Genomic DNA, 17,071 nt, shown 5'->3' with positions numbered 1-17,071 from the left:
TGATATCTAGTATCTTTAACAATCATTATACGTAACATCAAAGCTGGATTACAATGGAATCAGAAATATACTTTAGTCAACAGCAAGGAGTGGCGGCAATGAATGTCTTGAACAAAATAGCTCTCGTAACGGGGGGCGGCACAGGAATCGGAAAAGCAGCCAGTATGGAATTGGCAAAGCGCGGGGCGATTGTGGCGGTGAATTATTCACGCTCGCAATCAGAAGCGGAGGAAACAGTGGAAATGATTCAAAAAGCTGGCGGGCAAGCCTTCGCCATCCAAGCAGATGTATCCAAAAACAGCGACGTGCAGGATATGATTCAAGCAATCGTGAACACACACGGCACGGTTGATGTTTTAGTCAACAATGCCAGCATTACACGGCATATTCCAATGGATGATCTTGAGGCTGCGACAGAAGACGTCTGGGATGAGCTGTATGCCGTCAATGTGAAAGGGATGTTTTTCTGCGCGCGGGCAGTGGTTCCGTTCATGAAGAAAAGCAAGGCCGGGGCGATCGTAAACGTCGGCAGCATCGCAGGGATAACTGGTGCCGGCTCATCTATGCCTTACGCAGTATCAAAATCAGCGGTGCACGGTTTAACGAAATCATTGGCCCACGCCTTAGCGCCTGAAATCAGAGTGAGCGGTGTAGCACCAGGAGCTGTGGCAACGAGATGGTGGGCCGGACGGGAAGAAAAAATGAAAAGCATGATCGGCTCTTTGCCGCTGCAGTGTATTGCTGAACCAGATGATGTTGCCAAATTGATTTGTTCACTAATTGAACAGGAATCACTCACAGGCCAAATTATCACAATTGACAGCGGACAGACGCTGTAAAGAAAGGGATGCAGGGAGATGCCATTTGTACAGATTCATTTACGGTCGGGAAGAAGCGAAGCGTGGCTTCAAAAACTGAGCAGGAATATCCACCAATCGATGATTGAAGAAATCAATGTGCCGGAAGATGATTATTTCCAAGTCATCAGACAATATGAAAAAAGCGAATTTTTTTATGATCCATTTTATCTACAAGTCGAGCGTACTGATGAACTGATATACATTCATTTTACACTGAAACAGTCAAGAACAACTGAACAGAAAAAAGCACTTTACCGCTCAATCGCGAGCCGGATTCATTCCGAGCTTGGTGTAAGAAAAGAAGATGTGTTTATCATGCTGGCCGGAAATCAGGATGAGGATTGGTCTTTCGGAAATGGAAGAGCCCAGATGATTGAATAAAAAACCCCGCGGATTGATACCCGCGGGGTGCTCTATTAATGGGAAGGTGATTCAACGGCTTTTGCCGCTTTCTCTTTTTCTTGTTGGTCTTCCGTTTTCTTATTTGATAGCTTGATAGGTTTTAAGAACAAGGTGAATACGGCTCCGACTGCGATAAAGATCAGGCCTGTATAAAACACGCTGTGGAGCGAATCCATCAACGATGTTTTTAAAATCGGCACAATATGGGATGAGAAAGCCGCAGGGATTTGTTTGACTGCGTCCGGACTGAACAGTGATTGCAGCAGCCCTTGCGGATTTGTATCAATCATACCCTTTAGCTGGGCGGCAAACGAGCTTGCCTGTGCCGGAAGAGAGTCTAAATATGGTACCAATTTATCTGTTAATAGATTTCCTGATCTCGCATTCATTACGGCTCCCAGCATGGTAATGCCGAATGTTCCGCCGATAGAACGGAAGAATTGGCTGGATGAAGTGACAACTCCAAGCTCCTCCTTCGAAAAGCTTTCCTGTAAAGCCAATGTCAGAATCGGCATAACAAGACCCATTCCCAGACCAATAATCGCCATAAAAGATGTAGCGACAAGCTTGCTCGTGTCGAGATCCAATGTCGTTAACAGCAGGAATCCGCCGGCCATAACCAGCATGCCTGTAATGATTTGCGGTTTAATCCCAATTTTATAAACAAGCTGTCCGCCGATGATACTTGTGATAATCATAGAAATCATCATCGGTGTCATAATTGTACCCGATTCAGACGCACTTACACCGACAATTCCCTGCATAAAGAAAGGAACAAACGTAATGGCGCCAAACATACCGATACTCATAAAGAAGCCGATCAAGTTTAGAAATGTAAATGTTCTGTTTTTAAATAAATACATTGGCAGGATTGGCTCTTTTGCTTTTGATTCTACGATGATAAAGCTGACAATGCCGATCAGTGCGAGAGCGAACAACCCAAGAATCTGCCATGAATCCCATGCATAATCTTTTCCGCCAAAGCTTAAGGCGAGCAGGAGGCTGACCACACCGACAATCATTGTGAAAATACCAGCGATATCGAAGTTGATCGGACCAGTCTGCTGGCGTCCCTGTAATCCTCTGGCAATAAAAATAACCGCAATAATTCCGACTGGCAGGTTAATATAGAAAACCCATTTCCAGTTTAACGAGTCTACAATCCAGCCGCCGATTTGCGGCCCAATCACTGAAGCCAGCCCGTAAATTGCGCCAAAGACACCTTGGAATTTAGCACGTTGTTTTCCTGTGAATAAGTCACCGATAACAATCATCGCCATCGGCATCATGATGCCTCCGCCGATTCCCTGCAGTCCACGGAAGATAATCAATTCTGTCATGTTGTTGGCCATTCCGCACAAAGCAGAAGCTGCCATAAAAATAATCAAACCTGATACATAGACAATGCGGCGTCCCAATAAATCAGCCAGTTTACCGGCAATTGGAACAATGGTTGTTGATGTTAACAAATATGCAGTTGTCAGCCAGGTCATCATGCTCAAACCGCCCAGATCACCGACAATTTTCGGCATGGCCGTTCCGACAATGGTACCGTCAAGGGCTGAAAAAAACATGGCAATAATTAAGCCTGTTATTAATAACGTTCGTTTTGATTGTTTGCCTTCTTTACTCATTTTCATCCGTTTCCTCTTTTCATGTTTTGCTTTCATCCGTTTCTGCTGCTGCTTGTGCGAGCTTTGCTGTAATATGCGCCGCCTGCAGCATCTCCTCCTCCGTCAAAAAGGAAAGATAGCGCGCCATAATGGCCTTTCTGCCTGCCAAAATCTCCTCGAACTTTCTGTCTCCTTCGTCAGTAAGACTGAGATCAATCACTCGCCTGTCTTTTGTGTTGTGTGTTCTGGCGATAAGATTTTTTTGTTCAAGGCGATCTGCCATCAGCGTCACCGCGCTTGGCTTTACCTCCATACGCTCGGCAATTTCAGAAATTTTGAGGCTGCCGTGTTTCTTTAGGCTGGCCAGCACAAACAGCTGCGCTGGGGTGACACCTTGTTTCTCCATGCTTTCCAGCATTTCAGGCTGTATCTGTTGAAAGAGCGCCTGAAGCGATAATTGAATATCGGACATTAACTGATCCGCACTCTTCATATTCATTTCCCCTCTGTTACATACACTGTATATATATTTTGATAACAAAATAGTTAATGCTTATTAAATATAAATAAGCGTAAATGAAAAGTCAACTGATTTTACACAAAAAAAGGATAGATGCCTGAAAGAACATCGTATCCTTTTTACTGATATTGTTATTGCTGATAAGGAGACTGCTGCTGAATGGTCTGCTGGAATTTTTGATAGGACTGCTGCAGCTTTTGTGCATCCTCCGCTTCAACAGAATACCATCCATATTGGAACATGAGATCATATAGTTTTCTTTGCGCTTTTTGTGACTCATCAAAAATGGATTGAATATCCTGATAAAGAGACTCGTGGCTGAATTCGTGCAAGGCAGTGCAATAAGCTGTTGTCATGTATTTTTCGGTTGTCAGCAATTCGTTGACGAAATCTCTGTCATTCATTTCCGATGTTGTCGGTACAGGTGTCTGCGGATTGCTGATTTTTTGATTTTGCTGATTCATTCTGGCGCCTCCTTATTGGATGTAGCCGGACTGCTGCTGGCCTGGCTGCAGGTGCTTTAATATTCTTTGATAGTGATCATGATGCATGTGTCCGATGCGGTCGAGTTCTTGCTTTAACGTTTGATCCTGGCACTGCTGCGCCATGAAATGCGCTTTTTTCATCGCGAGCAAATTCCAGTTCAGCATGTCATTGAGATACAAATGATCCTTTGTCGAAATAACGGAAGGCGGCATTTGAGATTGCTGCTGATTATCCATTGTGATCCTCCTTTGGTTTCTGTTCATTTTATAGTTTCCTTCAGACTGGGAGTTATATACAGGGTTTTGAAGATGACGGCGGGAGGGAGTCGGATGTTGAGACATGTGTTTTTATTCTTATCTCAAAATAAAACACTTACCAAGTTCGCAAAAGCATACGGAACGCGGCTTGGAGCACGAAGGTTTGTCGCAGGGGATACGATTGAATCGGCGGTTAAGACCGTCAAAAGGCTAAACAGATCCGGTTTGTGTGCAACAATTGATTATTTAGGCGAGTATGCAGCTTCGGAAAAAGAAGCAAACCAAGTCGCGGAGGAATGCAAGAAAGCCATTCAAGCCATTGCCGAACATCAATTGGACTCAGAGCTTTCACTTAAGCTGACCTCAATCGGGCTCGATCTTTCAGAAGAACTTGCTCTTACTCATTTGCGCGCCATTCTTTCCGTTGCGAAGCAATATGATGTTGCTGTTACCATTGATATGGAAGACTATTCTCATTATGAACAGACACTTTCTATTTACAGGCAATGCAAACAGGAATTTGAGAAGCTCGGCACGGTCATTCAGGCGTATCTGTACCGGGTGGCAGAAGATATCAGAAAGATGCGGGACTTAAAGCCGAATCTCAGACTTGTAAAAGGCGCTTATAAAGAATCTGCGGCCGTAGCGTTTCCCGACAAAAGAGGAACGGACCTTCATTTTCAGAGCTTAATAAAGCTGCAGTTGTTAAGCGGGAACTACACGGCTGTCGCCACACATGACGATGACATCATTGCATTTACGAAACAGCTCGTCGTCGAACATCAAATCCCCGCATCGCAATTTGAGTTTCAAATGCTATACGGCATCAGGCCGGAGCGTCAGAAGGAACTCGCCAAGGAAGGCTACAGAATGCGTGTGTATGTCCCATATGGAACGGACTGGTTCAGCTACTTTATGAGAAGAATTGCAGAACGGCCTGCCAATGCAGCGTTTGTGTTAAAAGGAATTTTGAAAAAGTGAAAGCAGCCGCGGGAAGCAGCTGCATTATGATTGTTCCATGTTATGTTTTTTATACTGCTGATTTTGACTTGTCCGTTTTCCGCCGCCGTAATGCTGAGTCGGACCGGCATCTCCCTTTACGCTCGCCGCGCTGACTGCCGCTGAAGACGGATTTTTTTTCTCTCGTACCATTCCCTTCACCTCCGGGCTTAAGTTGCCCGACTTTTATAGGCTTCATACAAAAAAATAACAAATTAGCTATTGAAGTCGAACCGGAAATCTTTTAAGATGAAAGAAGAAACGAGTTTCATTTTTTTTGGTCAAAAAATGAATGATTATTCATTCAATGTTCAAGGGGGATATCTCATGCACAAACACATTCGGAAGGCAGCCGTTTTAGGATCGGGGGTAATGGGTTCCGGGATTGCGGCGCATTTGGCTAACATCGGAATTCCTGTCCTGCTGCTAGATATTGTGCCGAACGATTTGACAAAGGAAGAGGAAAAAAGGGGGCTGACGAAGGACAGTCCGGAGATGCGCAGCAGGCTGAGCCGGCAGGCGGTGAAAAAACTGCTGAAACAAAAGCCCGCTCCCCTCACATCAGCGAAAAATACCTCCTATATTACACCGGGCAATCTGGAGGATGATGCAGAAAAACTGAAAGAAGCAGATTGGATTATTGAGGTCGTTGTCGAAAACCTTGAAGTCAAAAAGAAAATTTTCGCTCTTGTGGATGAACATCGAAAGACTGGAAGCATCGTCTCAAGCAACACATCCGGCATATCAGTGCAGGAAATGGCTGAAGGCAGGTCGGATGATTTTAAAGCCCATTTTCTCGGAACGCATTTTTTTAATCCCGCACGCTATTTAAAGCTGCTGGAGATCATTCCGATTAAAGAAACGGATCCTGATATTTTAAAGTTTATGACAGCTTTCGGAGAAAATGTCCTCGGGAAAGGTGTTGTTACAGCAAAGGACACACCGAACTTTATCGCAAACCGCATCGGGACGTACGGGCTTCTCGTGACAGTCCAAGAAATGCTGAAAGGCGGCTATCAGGTCGGGGAGGTTGATTCGATCACAGGACCGCTGATCGGCAGGCCGAAAAGCGCTACCTTTAGAACGCTTGATGTGGTCGGTCTCGATACATTCGCCCACGTTGCCCGAAATGTGTATGACAAAGCTGATGGCGATGAAAAAGAAGTGTTTCGCCTTCCAAGCTTCATGAACGATATGCTGGAAAAAGGGTGGATCGGAAGTAAGGCCGGCCAAGGCTTTTATAAAAAAGAAGGAAAAACGATTTATGAGCTTGACCCAGTGACGCTTACTTACGGCGAGCGGACAAAAATGAAATCACCGGCACTTGAAGCGGCAAAACAGGCAAAAGGGACAAAAGCCAAAATGAAAGCGCTTATTTATTCGGATGACAGGGCCGGCCGTTTGCTGTGGAATATCACTTCTCAAACCCTGCTTTACTCAGCCGAGCTGCTTGGCGAGATTGCCGATGATATTCATGCGATTGACCAAGCCATGAAGTGGGGATTCGGCTGGGAACTGGGACCTTTTGAGATGTGGGACGCCATCGGCCTCAAGCAGTCAGCGGAAAAGCTTGAGCAGCTTGGAGCAGATATGCCTGGCTGGATAAAAGAGATGCTGGACAAAGGAAATGAAACCTTCTACATCAAAGAGAACGGAACGGTATTTTATTATGACCGAGGCGAATACAGAGCCGTGAAAGAAAATAAAAAACGAATTCATTTACAAGCACTTAAAGAAACAAAAGGCGTGATTGCGAAAAACAGCGGAGCAAGCTTAATTGACCTTGGAGATGATGTGGCCCTTCTTGAATTTCATTCGAAAAGCAATGCGATCGGCCTCGATATCATTCAAATGATCCACAAAGGATTAGAGGAAACAGAACGGAATTACAAGGGGCTTGTCATCGGCAATCAAGGGAAAAATTTCTGCGTCGGCGCGAATCTCGCCATGATCTTAATGGAAGTCCAAGATGACAACTTTTTGGAAGTTGATTTTGTGATCCGCCGTTTTCAGGAGACGATGATGAAGATCAAATACAGTGCGAAACCGGTCGTCGCCGCGCCATTTGGCATGACGCTCGGCGGAGGAACGGAAGTATGCCTGCCTGCGGCGCGCATTCAAGCGGCAAGCGAAGCCTATATGGGACTTGTGGAATCCGGTGTCGGCCTCATCCCTGGCGGAGGAGGTAACAAAGAGCTGTACATCAATCATCTTCGTCGCGGCCTTGATCCGATGAATGCGGCAATGAAAACATTTGAAACGATTGCGATGGCGAAAGTGTCCGCTTCCGCTCAAGAGGCTCGTGAGATGAACATCTTAAAAGAAACGGATCAGATCAGCGTGAATCAAGACCACCTGTTATACGATGCGAAGCAGCTGGCCGCATCTTTATACGATACCGGCTGGCGGCCGCCTGTAAAAGAAAAGGTCAAGGTGCCGGGAGAAACCGGTTATGCGGCACTCTTGCTTGGCGCTGAGCAGATGAAGCTGTCCGGCTATATATCTGAGCATGATTTCAAGATCGCGAAAAAACTCGCTTATGTCATTGCGGGCGGAAAAGTGCCGTTTGGTACAGAGGTTGATGAAGAGTATTTATTGGAGATCGAAAGAGAAGCGTTTTTGAGTTTGGCAGGAGAGGCAAAATCTCAAGCGAGAATGCAGCATATGCTTGTGAAAGGTAAACCTTTACGGAATTAGGAGGGAGCTTATGAAAGAGGCAGTCATTGTGTCAGGTGCAAGAACACCGGTTGGAAAAGCAAAAAAAGGATCGTTGGCCAGCGTTCGCCCGGATGATTTGGGAGCGATTTGTGTAAAAGAGACGCTGAAACGGGCAGGCGGCTACGAAGGCAATATTGACGATTTGATTATTGGCTGTGCAACGCCTGAAGCGGAGCAGGGGCTTAATATGGCGAGAAATATCGGTGCGCTCGCGGGCCTGCCGTACACAGTTCCGGCGATTACAGTTAACCGTTATTGCTCTTCAGGCCTTCAGTCTATTGCATATGCAGCAGAAAAAATTATGCTCGGCGCCTACGATACAGCGATCGCCGGCGGAGCAGAATCCATGTCGCAAGTACCGATGATGGGGCATGTTACCCGTCCGAACCTTGCTTTGGCAGAAAAGGCACCGGAATATTATATGAGCATGGGCCACACAGCCGAGCAAGTCGCGAAAAAATACGGCGTCTCCCGTGAGGATCAAGACGCGTTTGCCGTTCGCAGCCACCAAAACGCCGCTAAAGCCCTTGCAGAAGGAAAATTTAAAGATGAAATTGTACCCGTAGAAGTGACGGTGACAGAAATTGGAGAAAACCATAAGCCTCAGGAAAAACAATTTGTATTTTCTCAGGATGAAGGTGTTCGCCCGCAAACGACTGCAGACATCTTATCGACATTGCGCCCGGCCTTTTCCGTTGACGGGACGGTGACTGCGGGCAATTCCTCGCAAACGAGTGACGGAGCGGCGGCTGTCATGCTGATGGACCGGGAAAAAGCCGATGCTCTTGGCCTGGCGCCGCTTGTGAAATTCCGCTCCTTTGCGGTAGGCGGCGTGCCGCCGGAAGTGATGGGAATCGGACCGGTGGAAGCGATTCCGCGCGCTTTGAAGCTTGCCGGACTTCAGCTGCAGGACATTGGCTTGTTTGAACTGAATGAAGCTTTTGCCTCACAGGCCATTCAAGTAATCAGGGAATTGGGAATTGATGAAGAAAAAGTGAATGTCAACGGGGGCGCAATCGCGCTTGGACACCCGCTTGGCTGTACGGGCACAAAGCTTACACTCTCACTCATCCATGAAATGAAACGGAGAAACGAGCAATTTGGAGTCGTGACCATGTGTATCGGCGGCGGGATGGGAGCGGCCGGTGTATTTGAATTATGCTAAAGGGGGAAAAACAAATGGCAAAAAAAACGGCTGAAGTACAAAAAGGCGGCGGATTTTTAATCGAGGATGTCACATACGATCAAATGTATACACCGGAGGATTTCACTGACGAGCATAAAATGATTGCAAAAACAACAGAGGATTACATCGAGCAAGATGTTCTTCCTCATATAGATGATATCGAAAACCATCAATTCGAGCATTCTGTCAGACTGTTGAAGAAAGCGGGCGAACTAGGGCTGCTTGGCGCCGATGTGCCGGAAGAATACGGAGGGCTCGGCCTTGATAAAATCAGCTCGGCACTCATCACTGAGAAATTTTCGCGTGCGGGAAGCTTTTCTCTTTCTTATGGGGCACATGTCGGTATCGGTTCCTTGCCGATCGTCTTTTTCGGATCAGAAGAACAAAAGAAAAAATATTTGCCGGGACTCGCTTCAGGCGAAAAGATCGCCGCTTATGCTCTGACTGAGCCTGGCTCTGGATCTGATGCACTTGGAGCAAAAACAACAGCTGTGCTGAATGAAGCAGGAACGCATTATGTATTAACAGGGGAAAAACAGTGGATTACCAACTCTGCTTTTGCCGATGTATTTGTGGTTTACGCTAAGGTAGACGGCGACAAGTTTTCAGCCTTTATTGTAGAAAAAGAGTTCCCGGGTGTCTCCACGGGACCGGAAGAAAAGAAAATGGGAATCAAGGGATCATCGACAAGAACCCTCATTCTGGATCAAGCTGAAGTGCCAAAGGAAAACCTGCTCGGAGAAATCGGCAAAGGGCATGTCATCGCCTTTAATATTTTAAACATCGGCCGTTACAAACTGGCGGTTGGCACAATCGGCGCATCTAAACGCGTCATCGAGCTGTCTGCGGCATACGCAAATCAGCGCCGCCAATTTAAAACGCCGATTGCTGGTTTTTCATTGACACAGGAAAAAATCGGGACAATGGCCTCAAGGCTGTATGCGATGGAAAGCTCTGTATACAGAACCGTCGGACTGTTTGAAGACAATATGAGCCAGTTCACGGCCGAAGATCTCAAGGACGGCCGGCAAATCGCCAAATCGATTGCGGAATACGCCATCGAATGCTCTCTGAATAAGGTATTCGGCTCTGAAACGCTTGATTATATCGTTGATGAAGGCGTGCAGATTCATGGAGGCTACGGCTTTATGCAGGAGTACGAAGTAGAAAGGGCCTATAGGGATTCAAGGATCAATCGGATTTTTGAAGGCACAAACGAAATCAACCGGTTAATCGTGCCAAGCACCTTCCTGAAAAAAGCGCTTAAAGGCGAGCTGCCTTTATTCGAAAAAGCGCAGTCGCTGCAGGAAGAACTCATGATGCTTATGCCTGAAGAGCCTGGAAGCGGCGTCTTAGAGCAGGAGAAATATATCGTCAAGCAAGCCAAAAAAATTGCGTTGTTTGCTGCCGGCCTAGCCGCGCAAAAATACGGAAAAGCCATCGATCGTGAGCAAGAAATTCTCGTGAACGTAGCGGATATCGTCAGCAATGTATACGCAATGGAATCAGCCGTGCTCAGAACGGAAAAGGCCATTGCCGCTCAAGGCGCTGAAAAAGCAGCGCAAAAGGTGCTGTACACAGAAATTTTCGTTCAAGAGGCCTTTAACGAAATTGAAGCGCATGCGAAGGAATCCCTTATCGCAATGGAAGAAGGAGATTCACTCCGCATGATGCTTTCCGCTCTGCGCAAGCTGACACGCGTAACGCCTAAAAACGTGATTCAGAAAAAACGCGAGGCGGCGGCAGGCATTTTTGAGGCTGAGAAATATATTGTCTGATTGGCCATGAGCTCCGCATGCGCGGAGCTCTTTTTTAAGAAGCACTGTTTTAGGTTTTTAAAACAAACTGTGTTAAAATAACCTCGATTATTTTATTGAGGGGGAAGAAGATGTCGTTAACTTTTTACTGGTACCCTAAATGCGGAACGTGCCGCAAAGCAAAGAAGTGGCTTGAAGAGCATGGGAAAGAAATAAACGAAATACATATTGCTGAGCAGCCGCCAAGCAAAGAAGAATTAAAAACGCTTTATGAAAAAAGCGGGCTGGATCTCAAGAAATTTTTCAACACGAGCGGCATGAAATACCGCGAGCTCAATCTCAAGGAAAAGCTGTATCACATGTCAGAGGACGAACAGCTCGAGCTGCTGGCTTCAGATGGCATGCTGATCAAACGCCCGCTTACAACAGACGGCGAAAAAGTGACTGTCGGATTTAAAGAAGACCAATTTGAAGAAAACTGGGCTTAATGTAAATTTTTTTTGAAAAGTGTGGTATCTTCTTATTGTAGTGCTGTAAAAAATGGAGGGATTCAATTGAGCATACCAAAAGATTTGCGTTACTCAGGAGAACACGAGTGGGTAAAAGTTGAAGGAGAAAAAGCCAGAATCGGAATTACGCATTTTGCCCAGTCCGAACTAGGCGACATCGTGTTTGTCGAACTTCCTGAAGTGGGCGCTGAAATCAAAGCGGACGAGCCATTCGGCAGTGTTGAATCCGTTAAAACGGTATCTGAGCTTTATGCACCGATTAACGGAACGGTTGTGGAAGTAAACGAAGATCTTGATGACAGTCCGGAATTCGTCAACGAATCTCCGTACGAAAAAGCATGGATGATCGTAGTTGAGCCATCTGACGCTTCTGAAATTGAAAAACTGATGACAGCAGAGCAATACGAAGAGATGACACAAGAAGACTAAAACAGGATAGCCGTAAAAGCAATTGGACACGCTAACGTTATGGGAGGTGTCCAATATGGCTTTCGACAAACAAAAGCTCGATGTCACCAATGACGTGACAGGCCGCTTTCAAAATGGCCGGCTCTCGTTATATCATGATAATGAGATGATCGGCCAAATGACAAGCATGAATGAATATGAGCTTAAGTCCGGTTATTCCTTTGAAAATGAGAAATTTTATAAGACAGCCGATGTGGTCTCTGGAGACGACGCAAAATATGTAGATTGTGACTACGAAAACGGCTGGTGTTAATGTTGGCGGTGAATTTCACTGCCTTCTTTTACAATCTGAACGTTTCAAATTTGACGCGGCAGGTGAACAAGATGAAGATGGATGAGCTGGAAAAGGTTATGATTGTCGAGGGGAAATCAGATAAAGAGAAAATCGAAAGCGTCCTGAATGAACCGGTGCGCATTATCTGCACAAACGGAACAATCAGCCAGCTGAGGCTCGAGGAATTGGCTGACGAGCTTTATGATAAAGACGTCTATATATTAGTTGATGCTGATGAATCAGGTGAGAAATTGAGAAAACAGCTGAAGCGTGAATTTAATGAAGCCTGCCATCTCCATATCGACAGAGCCTATAAGGAAGTAGCGGCTGCGCCCAGGCACCATATCGCTTCTGTATTGCTGCGTGCGAATCTGAATGTCCATACTATTTTTCTTGAAAGAAAGTCCCGAGGTGTATAGCATGAAAGAACTCCAAGAACACGAACTTGATCACATTGAAGATGATGTGTACCTTCTATATTTATATACTCCGTTTTGCGGCACCTGCCAGCTTGCAAGCAAAATGCTGACAGTGGTGAAAGAAATGCTGCCGGATGTCGCCTTCTATCAAAACAATGTCAATTACTCTCCGACATTCGCAAAAGTGTATCAAATTGAAAGCGTCCCTTGTTTTCTGCTGTTTAAAGGCGGAAAGATGGTCGAAAGAGGATATGCATTTCATTCCGTTTCTTATTTATATGAGCTGATCAAACAAAAATCATCTTCCGCATCCCATTTATGACATATTTCTCAGCATATCCAATGAAATTGTCGTTCGTTTTATAAAGGGGTTCTTGCGACAAAGAGAGAAATGTGTATGTATGACCAACAAATAGGAGGTTGTACATATGGAGAAAGCGGAAGTTTTAGAAGATGAGTATCAGCATCTGTTTTTAAAACCCCTTTTGAATGCCTCAACATTGCTCATTACCTTCCAAGGAGAAGCAGAAGCCTTAACCGTCTCAATAAACGAACAGGGAGAAATGAAAAAAGTTTCTCCGCCCCAAACGTCCAACCTGACCTTTTACGGAAACCAAACGGAAATTATTGATTTATTGCACGGAGACATTTCCCTTCAGCACCTGATTCAGAGCGGAAGCCTCAAAGTAAAGGGGTCATTCAGGGCCCTGTTAAAGCTGGAAGCCATTCTCTGGCTGACAAATGGATTTTTTCAGAGGATTTTAAAAAATTAAAAAATAATAAATTATTATAATAGTAAAAGTTGACATCATTTATTTTATTGACATTTAATCATTCGCCGTGCTATTCTACATTAAGAATTTCCGGACGAAAAAGACTATATATTTCTCTTATCAAGAGAGGTGGAGGGAAGTGCCCTATGAAGCCCGGCAACCATCAACACTGTTGAAATGGTGCCAATTCACACGAAGCGTTCAGCTTTGAAAGATGAGAGAAAGGCATTTTATATAAGCCTTTCTGCTCAAGTGTGCAGAAAGGCTTTTCTTTTGCAGAAAAAACCGGAAGATTTCTTAGAATAGTGTTAAGGCAGGTGATTGCTTTGATCAATCTTCAGGATGTTTCAAAAGTTTACAAGTCGAAACATGGAGATGTCAATGCTGTCCAAAACGTCTCGCTTTCCATTAAAAAAGGTGAGATTTTTGGAATTATAGGATATAGCGGAGCTGGTAAGAGTTCCTTAATCCGTCTGCTGAACGGCCTTGAGAAACCAACCTCAGGAACCGTGGAAGTGGCGGGAACCAAAATTAATGAAGTAAATGGACGCGGTTTAAGAAAAGCACGCCATGAGATCAGTATGATTTTCCAGCATTTCAATTTGCTTTGGTCGCGGACTGTCAGAGATAATATCATGTTTCCTTTAGAAATTGCCGGGGTGAAAAAGAGCGAGCGGATCAAGCGCGCCAATGAACTGATTAAACTGGTAGGTTTAGAAGGAAAAGAAAAATCATATCCGTCCCAGCTGAGCGGCGGGCAGAAGCAGCGTGTCGGAATTGCCAGAGCGCTTGCAAACAATCCGAAGGTTCTCCTTTGTGACGAAGCGACATCAGCATTAGATCCGCAAACGACAGATTCAATTCTGGATCTATTGTCCGATATTAATGAAAGACTCGGTTTGACGATTGTGCTGATTACGCACGAAATGCATGTCATCCGCAAAATCTGCAACAGAGTCGCCGTCATGGAAAACGGCAAGGTGGTCGAAGAAGGCGAGGTTCTCGATGTCTTTAAAAATCCAAAGGAACAAATGACAAAACGATTTGTTCAACAGGTGACAGAGCCGGAAGAAACGAAAGAGACGCTTCAGCACCTTCTTGATGATACAGCATCAGGAAAAATGGTTCAGCTCACATTTGTCGGTGAGTCAGCTGAACAGCCTCTGATTACAGAGATGATCAGAAACTTCAATGTCAGCGTCAATATTCTGCAAGGGAAAATTTCGCAGACGAAGGATGGGGCTTACGGTTCACTGTTCATCCACATTGACGGAGACGAGGAAGAAGTGCAAAACGTGATCCGATTCATTAATGACAAACAGGTGAAAGCAGAGGTGATCACGAATGTTTGAAAAATACTTCCCGAACGTTGATTTAACTGAATTATGGAACGCGACATATGAAACACTTTATATGACGCTGATTTCTTTACTGTTTGCTTTTGTCATCGGGGTCATCCTCGGCTTGCTGCTCTTTCTGACGAGCAAAGGAAGCCTCTGGCAGAATAAAGCGGTCAACTCAGTGATTGCGGCCGTTGTTAACATATTCAGATCGATTCCGTTCCTTATTTTAATTATTTTACTATTAGGTTTTACGAAATTTTTAGTCGGCACGATCTTAGGGCCAAACGCCGCATTGCCGGCGCTGGTAATCGGCTCGGCACCATTTTACGCGCGCCTTGTTGAAATCGCGTTGCGTGAGGTGGATAAAGGTGTGATTGAAGCAGCTAAATCAATGGGCGCGAAAACGTCTACGATTATTTTCAAAGTGCTGATTCCGGAATCAATGCCTGCTCTTATTTCTGGCATTACGGTTACTGCCATCGCTTTGATCGGCTCAACGGCAATTGCCGGAGCCATTGGTTCAGGAGGCCTTGGAAACCTTGCGTACGTAGAAGGATATCAGTCTAATAACGCTGATGTTACCTTCGTTGCTACTGTGTTTATTTTAATCATCGTGTTTATTATTCAAATCATCGGTGATCTAATAACAAATATTATAGACAAACGATAAGGGAGGATTTACATTGAAAAAGCTATTTTTGGGTGCATTACTGTTTGTATTTGCAGGAGTCATGGCTGCCTGCGGTTCGAATAACGGCGCTGAATCCGGCAAGAAAGAAATTGTCGTTGCGGCAACAAAAACACCGCATGCGGAAATTTTAAAAGAAGCTGAACCATTGCTGAAAGAAAAAGGCTATACGCTGAAAGTGAAAGTGCTTAGTGATTACAAAATGTACAATAAAGCTTTAGCTGATAAAGAAGTGGACGCGAACTACTTCCAGCACATTCCTTACCTTGAGCAAGAAATGAAAGAAAACACAGATTACAAACTTGTGAATGCCGGCGCTGTTCACTTAGAGCCATTCGGTATTTACTCTAAAACATACAAATCACTGAAAGACCTTCCAGACGGTGCGACAATCATTCTGACAAACAACGTTGCTGAACAAGGACGTATGCTTGCAATGCTTGAAAACGCTGGATTAATCACTCTTGATTCTAAGGTAGAAACAGTTGACGCAACATTGAAAGACATTAAGAAAAACCCGAAAAACCTTGAATTCAAAAAAGTAGCGCCTGAATTAACGGCAAAAGCATATGAAAACAAAGAAGGAGACGCGGCCTTCATCAATGTAAACTATGCGATCCAAAATAAATTAAATCCTAAAAAAGATGCAATTGAAGTAGAATCAACGAAAAACAACCCATACGCTAACATTATCGCAGTAAGAAAAGGCGAAGAAGATTCTGCCAAAATCAAAGCGCTGATGGAAGTTCTTCATTCTAAAAAGATCAAAGACTTCATCGAGAAAAAATACGACGGAGCTGTGCTTCCTGTATCTGAATAAGACTGAAACCCCGGATGAGAAATCCGGGGTTTTTTTCGCGTATTTTCCTAAAAGCTGTTCATAATAAAAAGGAATGTTAAACAGATGGAGGGATTTTCTTTGAATCAAGACAGAGGAAGCATGCAGGACGCGTTAAAACAATATAAACATGGTTTAGGCACATTTGAACAAAAGATGCCGCTGATGGGAAGAAAATTTAACGAATTTACTGAACAGTGCTTTGCCGGGAATTCTCTGACTGAAAGAGAAAAACAGCTGATCGCCCTCGGAATTGCCATCAATGCTCAGGACGAATATTGCATGATCTATCATACAAAAGGCTGTCTCGATCAGGGAGCGACAGAAGAAAACATTCTCGAAGCCGTCAGTGTGGCAGCGGCATTTGGAGGCGGCGCGGCTTTCAGCCAAGGCGTGACAGTCGTTCAACAGTGCATTGAGGAATTCGGAAACACCACGCATTAAGAGAAGGAATATTCCGAAAAACCATTCTCATTTGTTCTGAAAGGATGCTTTCGTCTCATCTGCCGCTATTTCACGCCAAATCGTTTTTGCGGCATCCCACGCAGCACTGGTACAATAAAAAGCAAATATATGAAGGGATTGATTCATTATTTGCAGCAGCCAGGACAGACTGAACCTCGATTATACGTCAGAAATGGAAAAAGCGATGCAGCTGTCACACGGAATTGGATACGAGGAATATGGACGCCGGCTGGAAACAAGAATGAAAGTAGAGCGGCAGAGAGAGCTTGATTATGAAAAAAGCAAGCGGATTTCTGCGGGAGCTTATTGAGAAAATCAATCTTTTAAAAAAGGGTGGGAATCCACTCTTTTTCTTTTTCAATCGCTTTAATAAAGTGCTGATCTTTGTTAAACTTGAGGAATGTGCAAGGCACGATAAAAAGTTGTATTTACTTTTCATTTGTTATAAAATTAGAATGAGAATAAAATGAGAATAATGATTATATATTTTTGGAGG

At 44.7% G+C, this 17,071-nt stretch carries 21 protein-coding genes, 1 pseudogene and 1 riboswitch; of the genes and pseudogenes, 17 read left to right on the top strand and 5 right to left on the bottom strand.

Annotation, left to right across the window (positions count from 1 at the left end):
- Positions 1-98 precede the first annotated feature (98 nt).
- Positions 99-839, top strand: a complete 741-nt coding sequence (locus CW370_RS09465; RefSeq protein ID WP_029946371.1) for an SDR family NAD(P)-dependent oxidoreductase — start codon at positions 99-101, stop codon at positions 837-839.
- Between the two features lie 18 nt (positions 840-857).
- Complete coding sequence (locus CW370_RS09460) at positions 858-1,241, top strand: tautomerase family protein (RefSeq protein WP_024573607.1); 384 nt, start codon at positions 858-860, stop codon at positions 1,239-1,241.
- Positions 1,242-1,276: 35 nt separating this feature from the next.
- Here CW370_RS09460 and mdtP read toward each other — a convergent pair whose 3' ends face one another.
- The 4 genes and pseudogenes from mdtP to CW370_RS09440 form a co-directional block, all read right to left on the bottom strand.
- Entirely contained in the window at positions 1,277-2,902 is a 1,626-nt protein-coding gene (mdtP, locus tag CW370_RS09455) for a multidrug efflux MFS transporter MdtP (RefSeq protein ID WP_015384597.1), read from the bottom strand.
- Positions 2,899-3,368: pseudogene (gene mdtR, locus CW370_RS09450) on the bottom strand (MarR family transcriptional regulator MdtR). Before mdtR ends, mdtP begins: the two are co-directional and overlap by 4 nt.
- Positions 3,369-3,526: 158 nt before the next feature.
- Positions 3,527-3,859: a spore coat protein gene (locus CW370_RS09445; RefSeq protein WP_003222766.1), complete on the bottom strand. Its 333-nt coding sequence runs from the start codon at positions 3,857-3,859 to the stop codon at positions 3,527-3,529.
- Between the two features lie 12 nt (positions 3,860-3,871).
- Positions 3,872-4,117: a hypothetical protein gene (locus CW370_RS09440; protein ID WP_014480799.1), complete on the bottom strand. Its 246-nt coding sequence runs from the start codon at positions 4,115-4,117 to the stop codon at positions 3,872-3,874.
- A 93-nt stretch (positions 4,118-4,210) separates the two neighbouring features.
- Between CW370_RS09440 and CW370_RS09435 the strand changes: the two genes are divergently transcribed.
- Positions 4,211-5,119: a proline dehydrogenase family protein gene (locus CW370_RS09435; RefSeq protein ID WP_024573378.1), complete on the top strand. Its 909-nt coding sequence runs from the start codon at positions 4,211-4,213 to the stop codon at positions 5,117-5,119.
- 24 nt (positions 5,120-5,143) lie between these two features.
- Here the strand turns inward: CW370_RS09435 and CW370_RS09430 are convergent, their stop codons facing one another.
- Positions 5,144-5,290, bottom strand: a complete 147-nt coding sequence (locus CW370_RS09430) for a YuzL family protein (protein WP_003240817.1) — start codon at positions 5,288-5,290, stop codon at positions 5,144-5,146.
- A 174-nt stretch (positions 5,291-5,464) separates the two neighbouring features.
- Here CW370_RS09430 and CW370_RS09425 point away from each other — a divergent pair, with 174 nt between their 5' ends.
- The 14 genes from CW370_RS09425 to CW370_RS09360 all read left to right on the top strand — a co-directional run bounded on the left by CW370_RS09425 (position 5,465) and on the right by CW370_RS09360 (position 16,885).
- Positions 5,465-7,834 carry a 3-hydroxyacyl-CoA dehydrogenase/enoyl-CoA hydratase family protein gene (locus tag CW370_RS09425; RefSeq protein WP_029946370.1) on the top strand — a complete coding sequence of 790 codons (2,370 nt, stop codon included), beginning with the start codon at positions 5,465-5,467 and terminating at the stop codon, positions 7,832-7,834.
- Between the two features lie 10 nt (positions 7,835-7,844).
- Positions 7,845-9,020, top strand: a complete 1,176-nt coding sequence (locus CW370_RS09420) for an acetyl-CoA C-acetyltransferase (RefSeq protein WP_017697187.1) — start codon at positions 7,845-7,847, stop codon at positions 9,018-9,020.
- A gap of 14 nt (positions 9,021-9,034) precedes the next feature.
- Positions 9,035-10,819, top strand: coding sequence for an acyl-CoA dehydrogenase FadE (gene fadE, locus CW370_RS09415; RefSeq protein WP_015251266.1), 1,785 nt, complete (start codon positions 9,035-9,037; stop codon positions 10,817-10,819).
- A 110-nt stretch (positions 10,820-10,929) separates the two neighbouring features.
- A complete protein-coding gene (locus tag CW370_RS09410) occupies positions 10,930-11,286 on the top strand; it encodes an arsenate reductase family protein (protein WP_024571872.1) in 357 nt (118 codons plus the stop codon).
- Positions 11,287-11,352: 66 nt separating this feature from the next.
- Positions 11,353-11,736, top strand: a complete 384-nt coding sequence (gene gcvH / locus CW370_RS09405) for a glycine cleavage system protein GcvH (RefSeq protein WP_003222781.1) — start codon at positions 11,353-11,355, stop codon at positions 11,734-11,736.
- 55 nt (positions 11,737-11,791) lie between these two features.
- Positions 11,792-12,028, top strand: a complete 237-nt coding sequence (locus tag CW370_RS09400) for a YusG family protein (protein WP_003228581.1) — start codon at positions 11,792-11,794, stop codon at positions 12,026-12,028.
- A gap of 77 nt (positions 12,029-12,105) precedes the next feature.
- Entirely contained in the window at positions 12,106-12,468 is a 363-nt protein-coding gene (locus CW370_RS09395; protein ID WP_024571871.1) for a toprim domain-containing protein, read from the top strand.
- 1 nt (position 12,469) lies between these two features.
- Complete coding sequence (locus tag CW370_RS09390; RefSeq protein ID WP_024571870.1) at positions 12,470-12,790, top strand: thioredoxin family protein; 321 nt, start codon at positions 12,470-12,472, stop codon at positions 12,788-12,790.
- A gap of 106 nt (positions 12,791-12,896) precedes the next feature.
- Positions 12,897-13,241 (top strand): SCP2 sterol-binding domain-containing protein, encoded by a 345-nt coding sequence (locus CW370_RS09385; RefSeq protein ID WP_003228587.1) that lies wholly within the window; start codon positions 12,897-12,899, stop codon positions 13,239-13,241.
- A 114-nt stretch (positions 13,242-13,355) separates the two neighbouring features.
- A riboswitch (SAM riboswitch) is annotated at positions 13,356-13,462 on the top strand.
- A 105-nt stretch (positions 13,463-13,567) separates the two neighbouring features.
- Positions 13,568-14,593 (top strand): methionine ABC transporter ATP-binding protein MetN, encoded by a 1,026-nt coding sequence (gene metN, locus CW370_RS09380; protein WP_003242531.1) that lies wholly within the window; start codon positions 13,568-13,570, stop codon positions 14,591-14,593.
- Complete coding sequence (gene metP, locus CW370_RS09375; protein ID WP_003228593.1) at positions 14,586-15,254, top strand: methionine ABC transporter permease MetP; 669 nt, start codon at positions 14,586-14,588, stop codon at positions 15,252-15,254. The genes metN and metP overlap by 8 nt, the downstream gene beginning before the upstream one ends.
- A 13-nt stretch (positions 15,255-15,267) precedes the next feature.
- A complete protein-coding gene (gene metQ / locus CW370_RS09370) occupies positions 15,268-16,092 on the top strand; it encodes a methionine ABC transporter substrate-binding lipoprotein MetQ (RefSeq protein ID WP_101169598.1) in 825 nt (274 codons plus the stop codon).
- Positions 16,093-16,176: 84 nt separating this feature from the next.
- Entirely contained in the window at positions 16,177-16,554 is a 378-nt protein-coding gene (locus CW370_RS09365; protein ID WP_014477920.1) for a carboxymuconolactone decarboxylase family protein, read from the top strand.
- A 193-nt stretch (positions 16,555-16,747) separates the two neighbouring features.
- Complete coding sequence (locus tag CW370_RS09360; RefSeq protein WP_003228600.1) at positions 16,748-16,885, top strand: hypothetical protein; 138 nt, start codon at positions 16,748-16,750, stop codon at positions 16,883-16,885.
- Positions 16,886-17,071 lie beyond the last annotated feature (186 nt).

Source organism: Bacillus sp. SN32, assembly GCF_002837495.1.
Taxonomy (GTDB): domain Bacteria; phylum Bacillota; class Bacilli; order Bacillales; family Bacillaceae; genus Bacillus; species Bacillus subtilis.
This window is presented reverse-complemented; position numbering and strand designations above follow the sequence as displayed.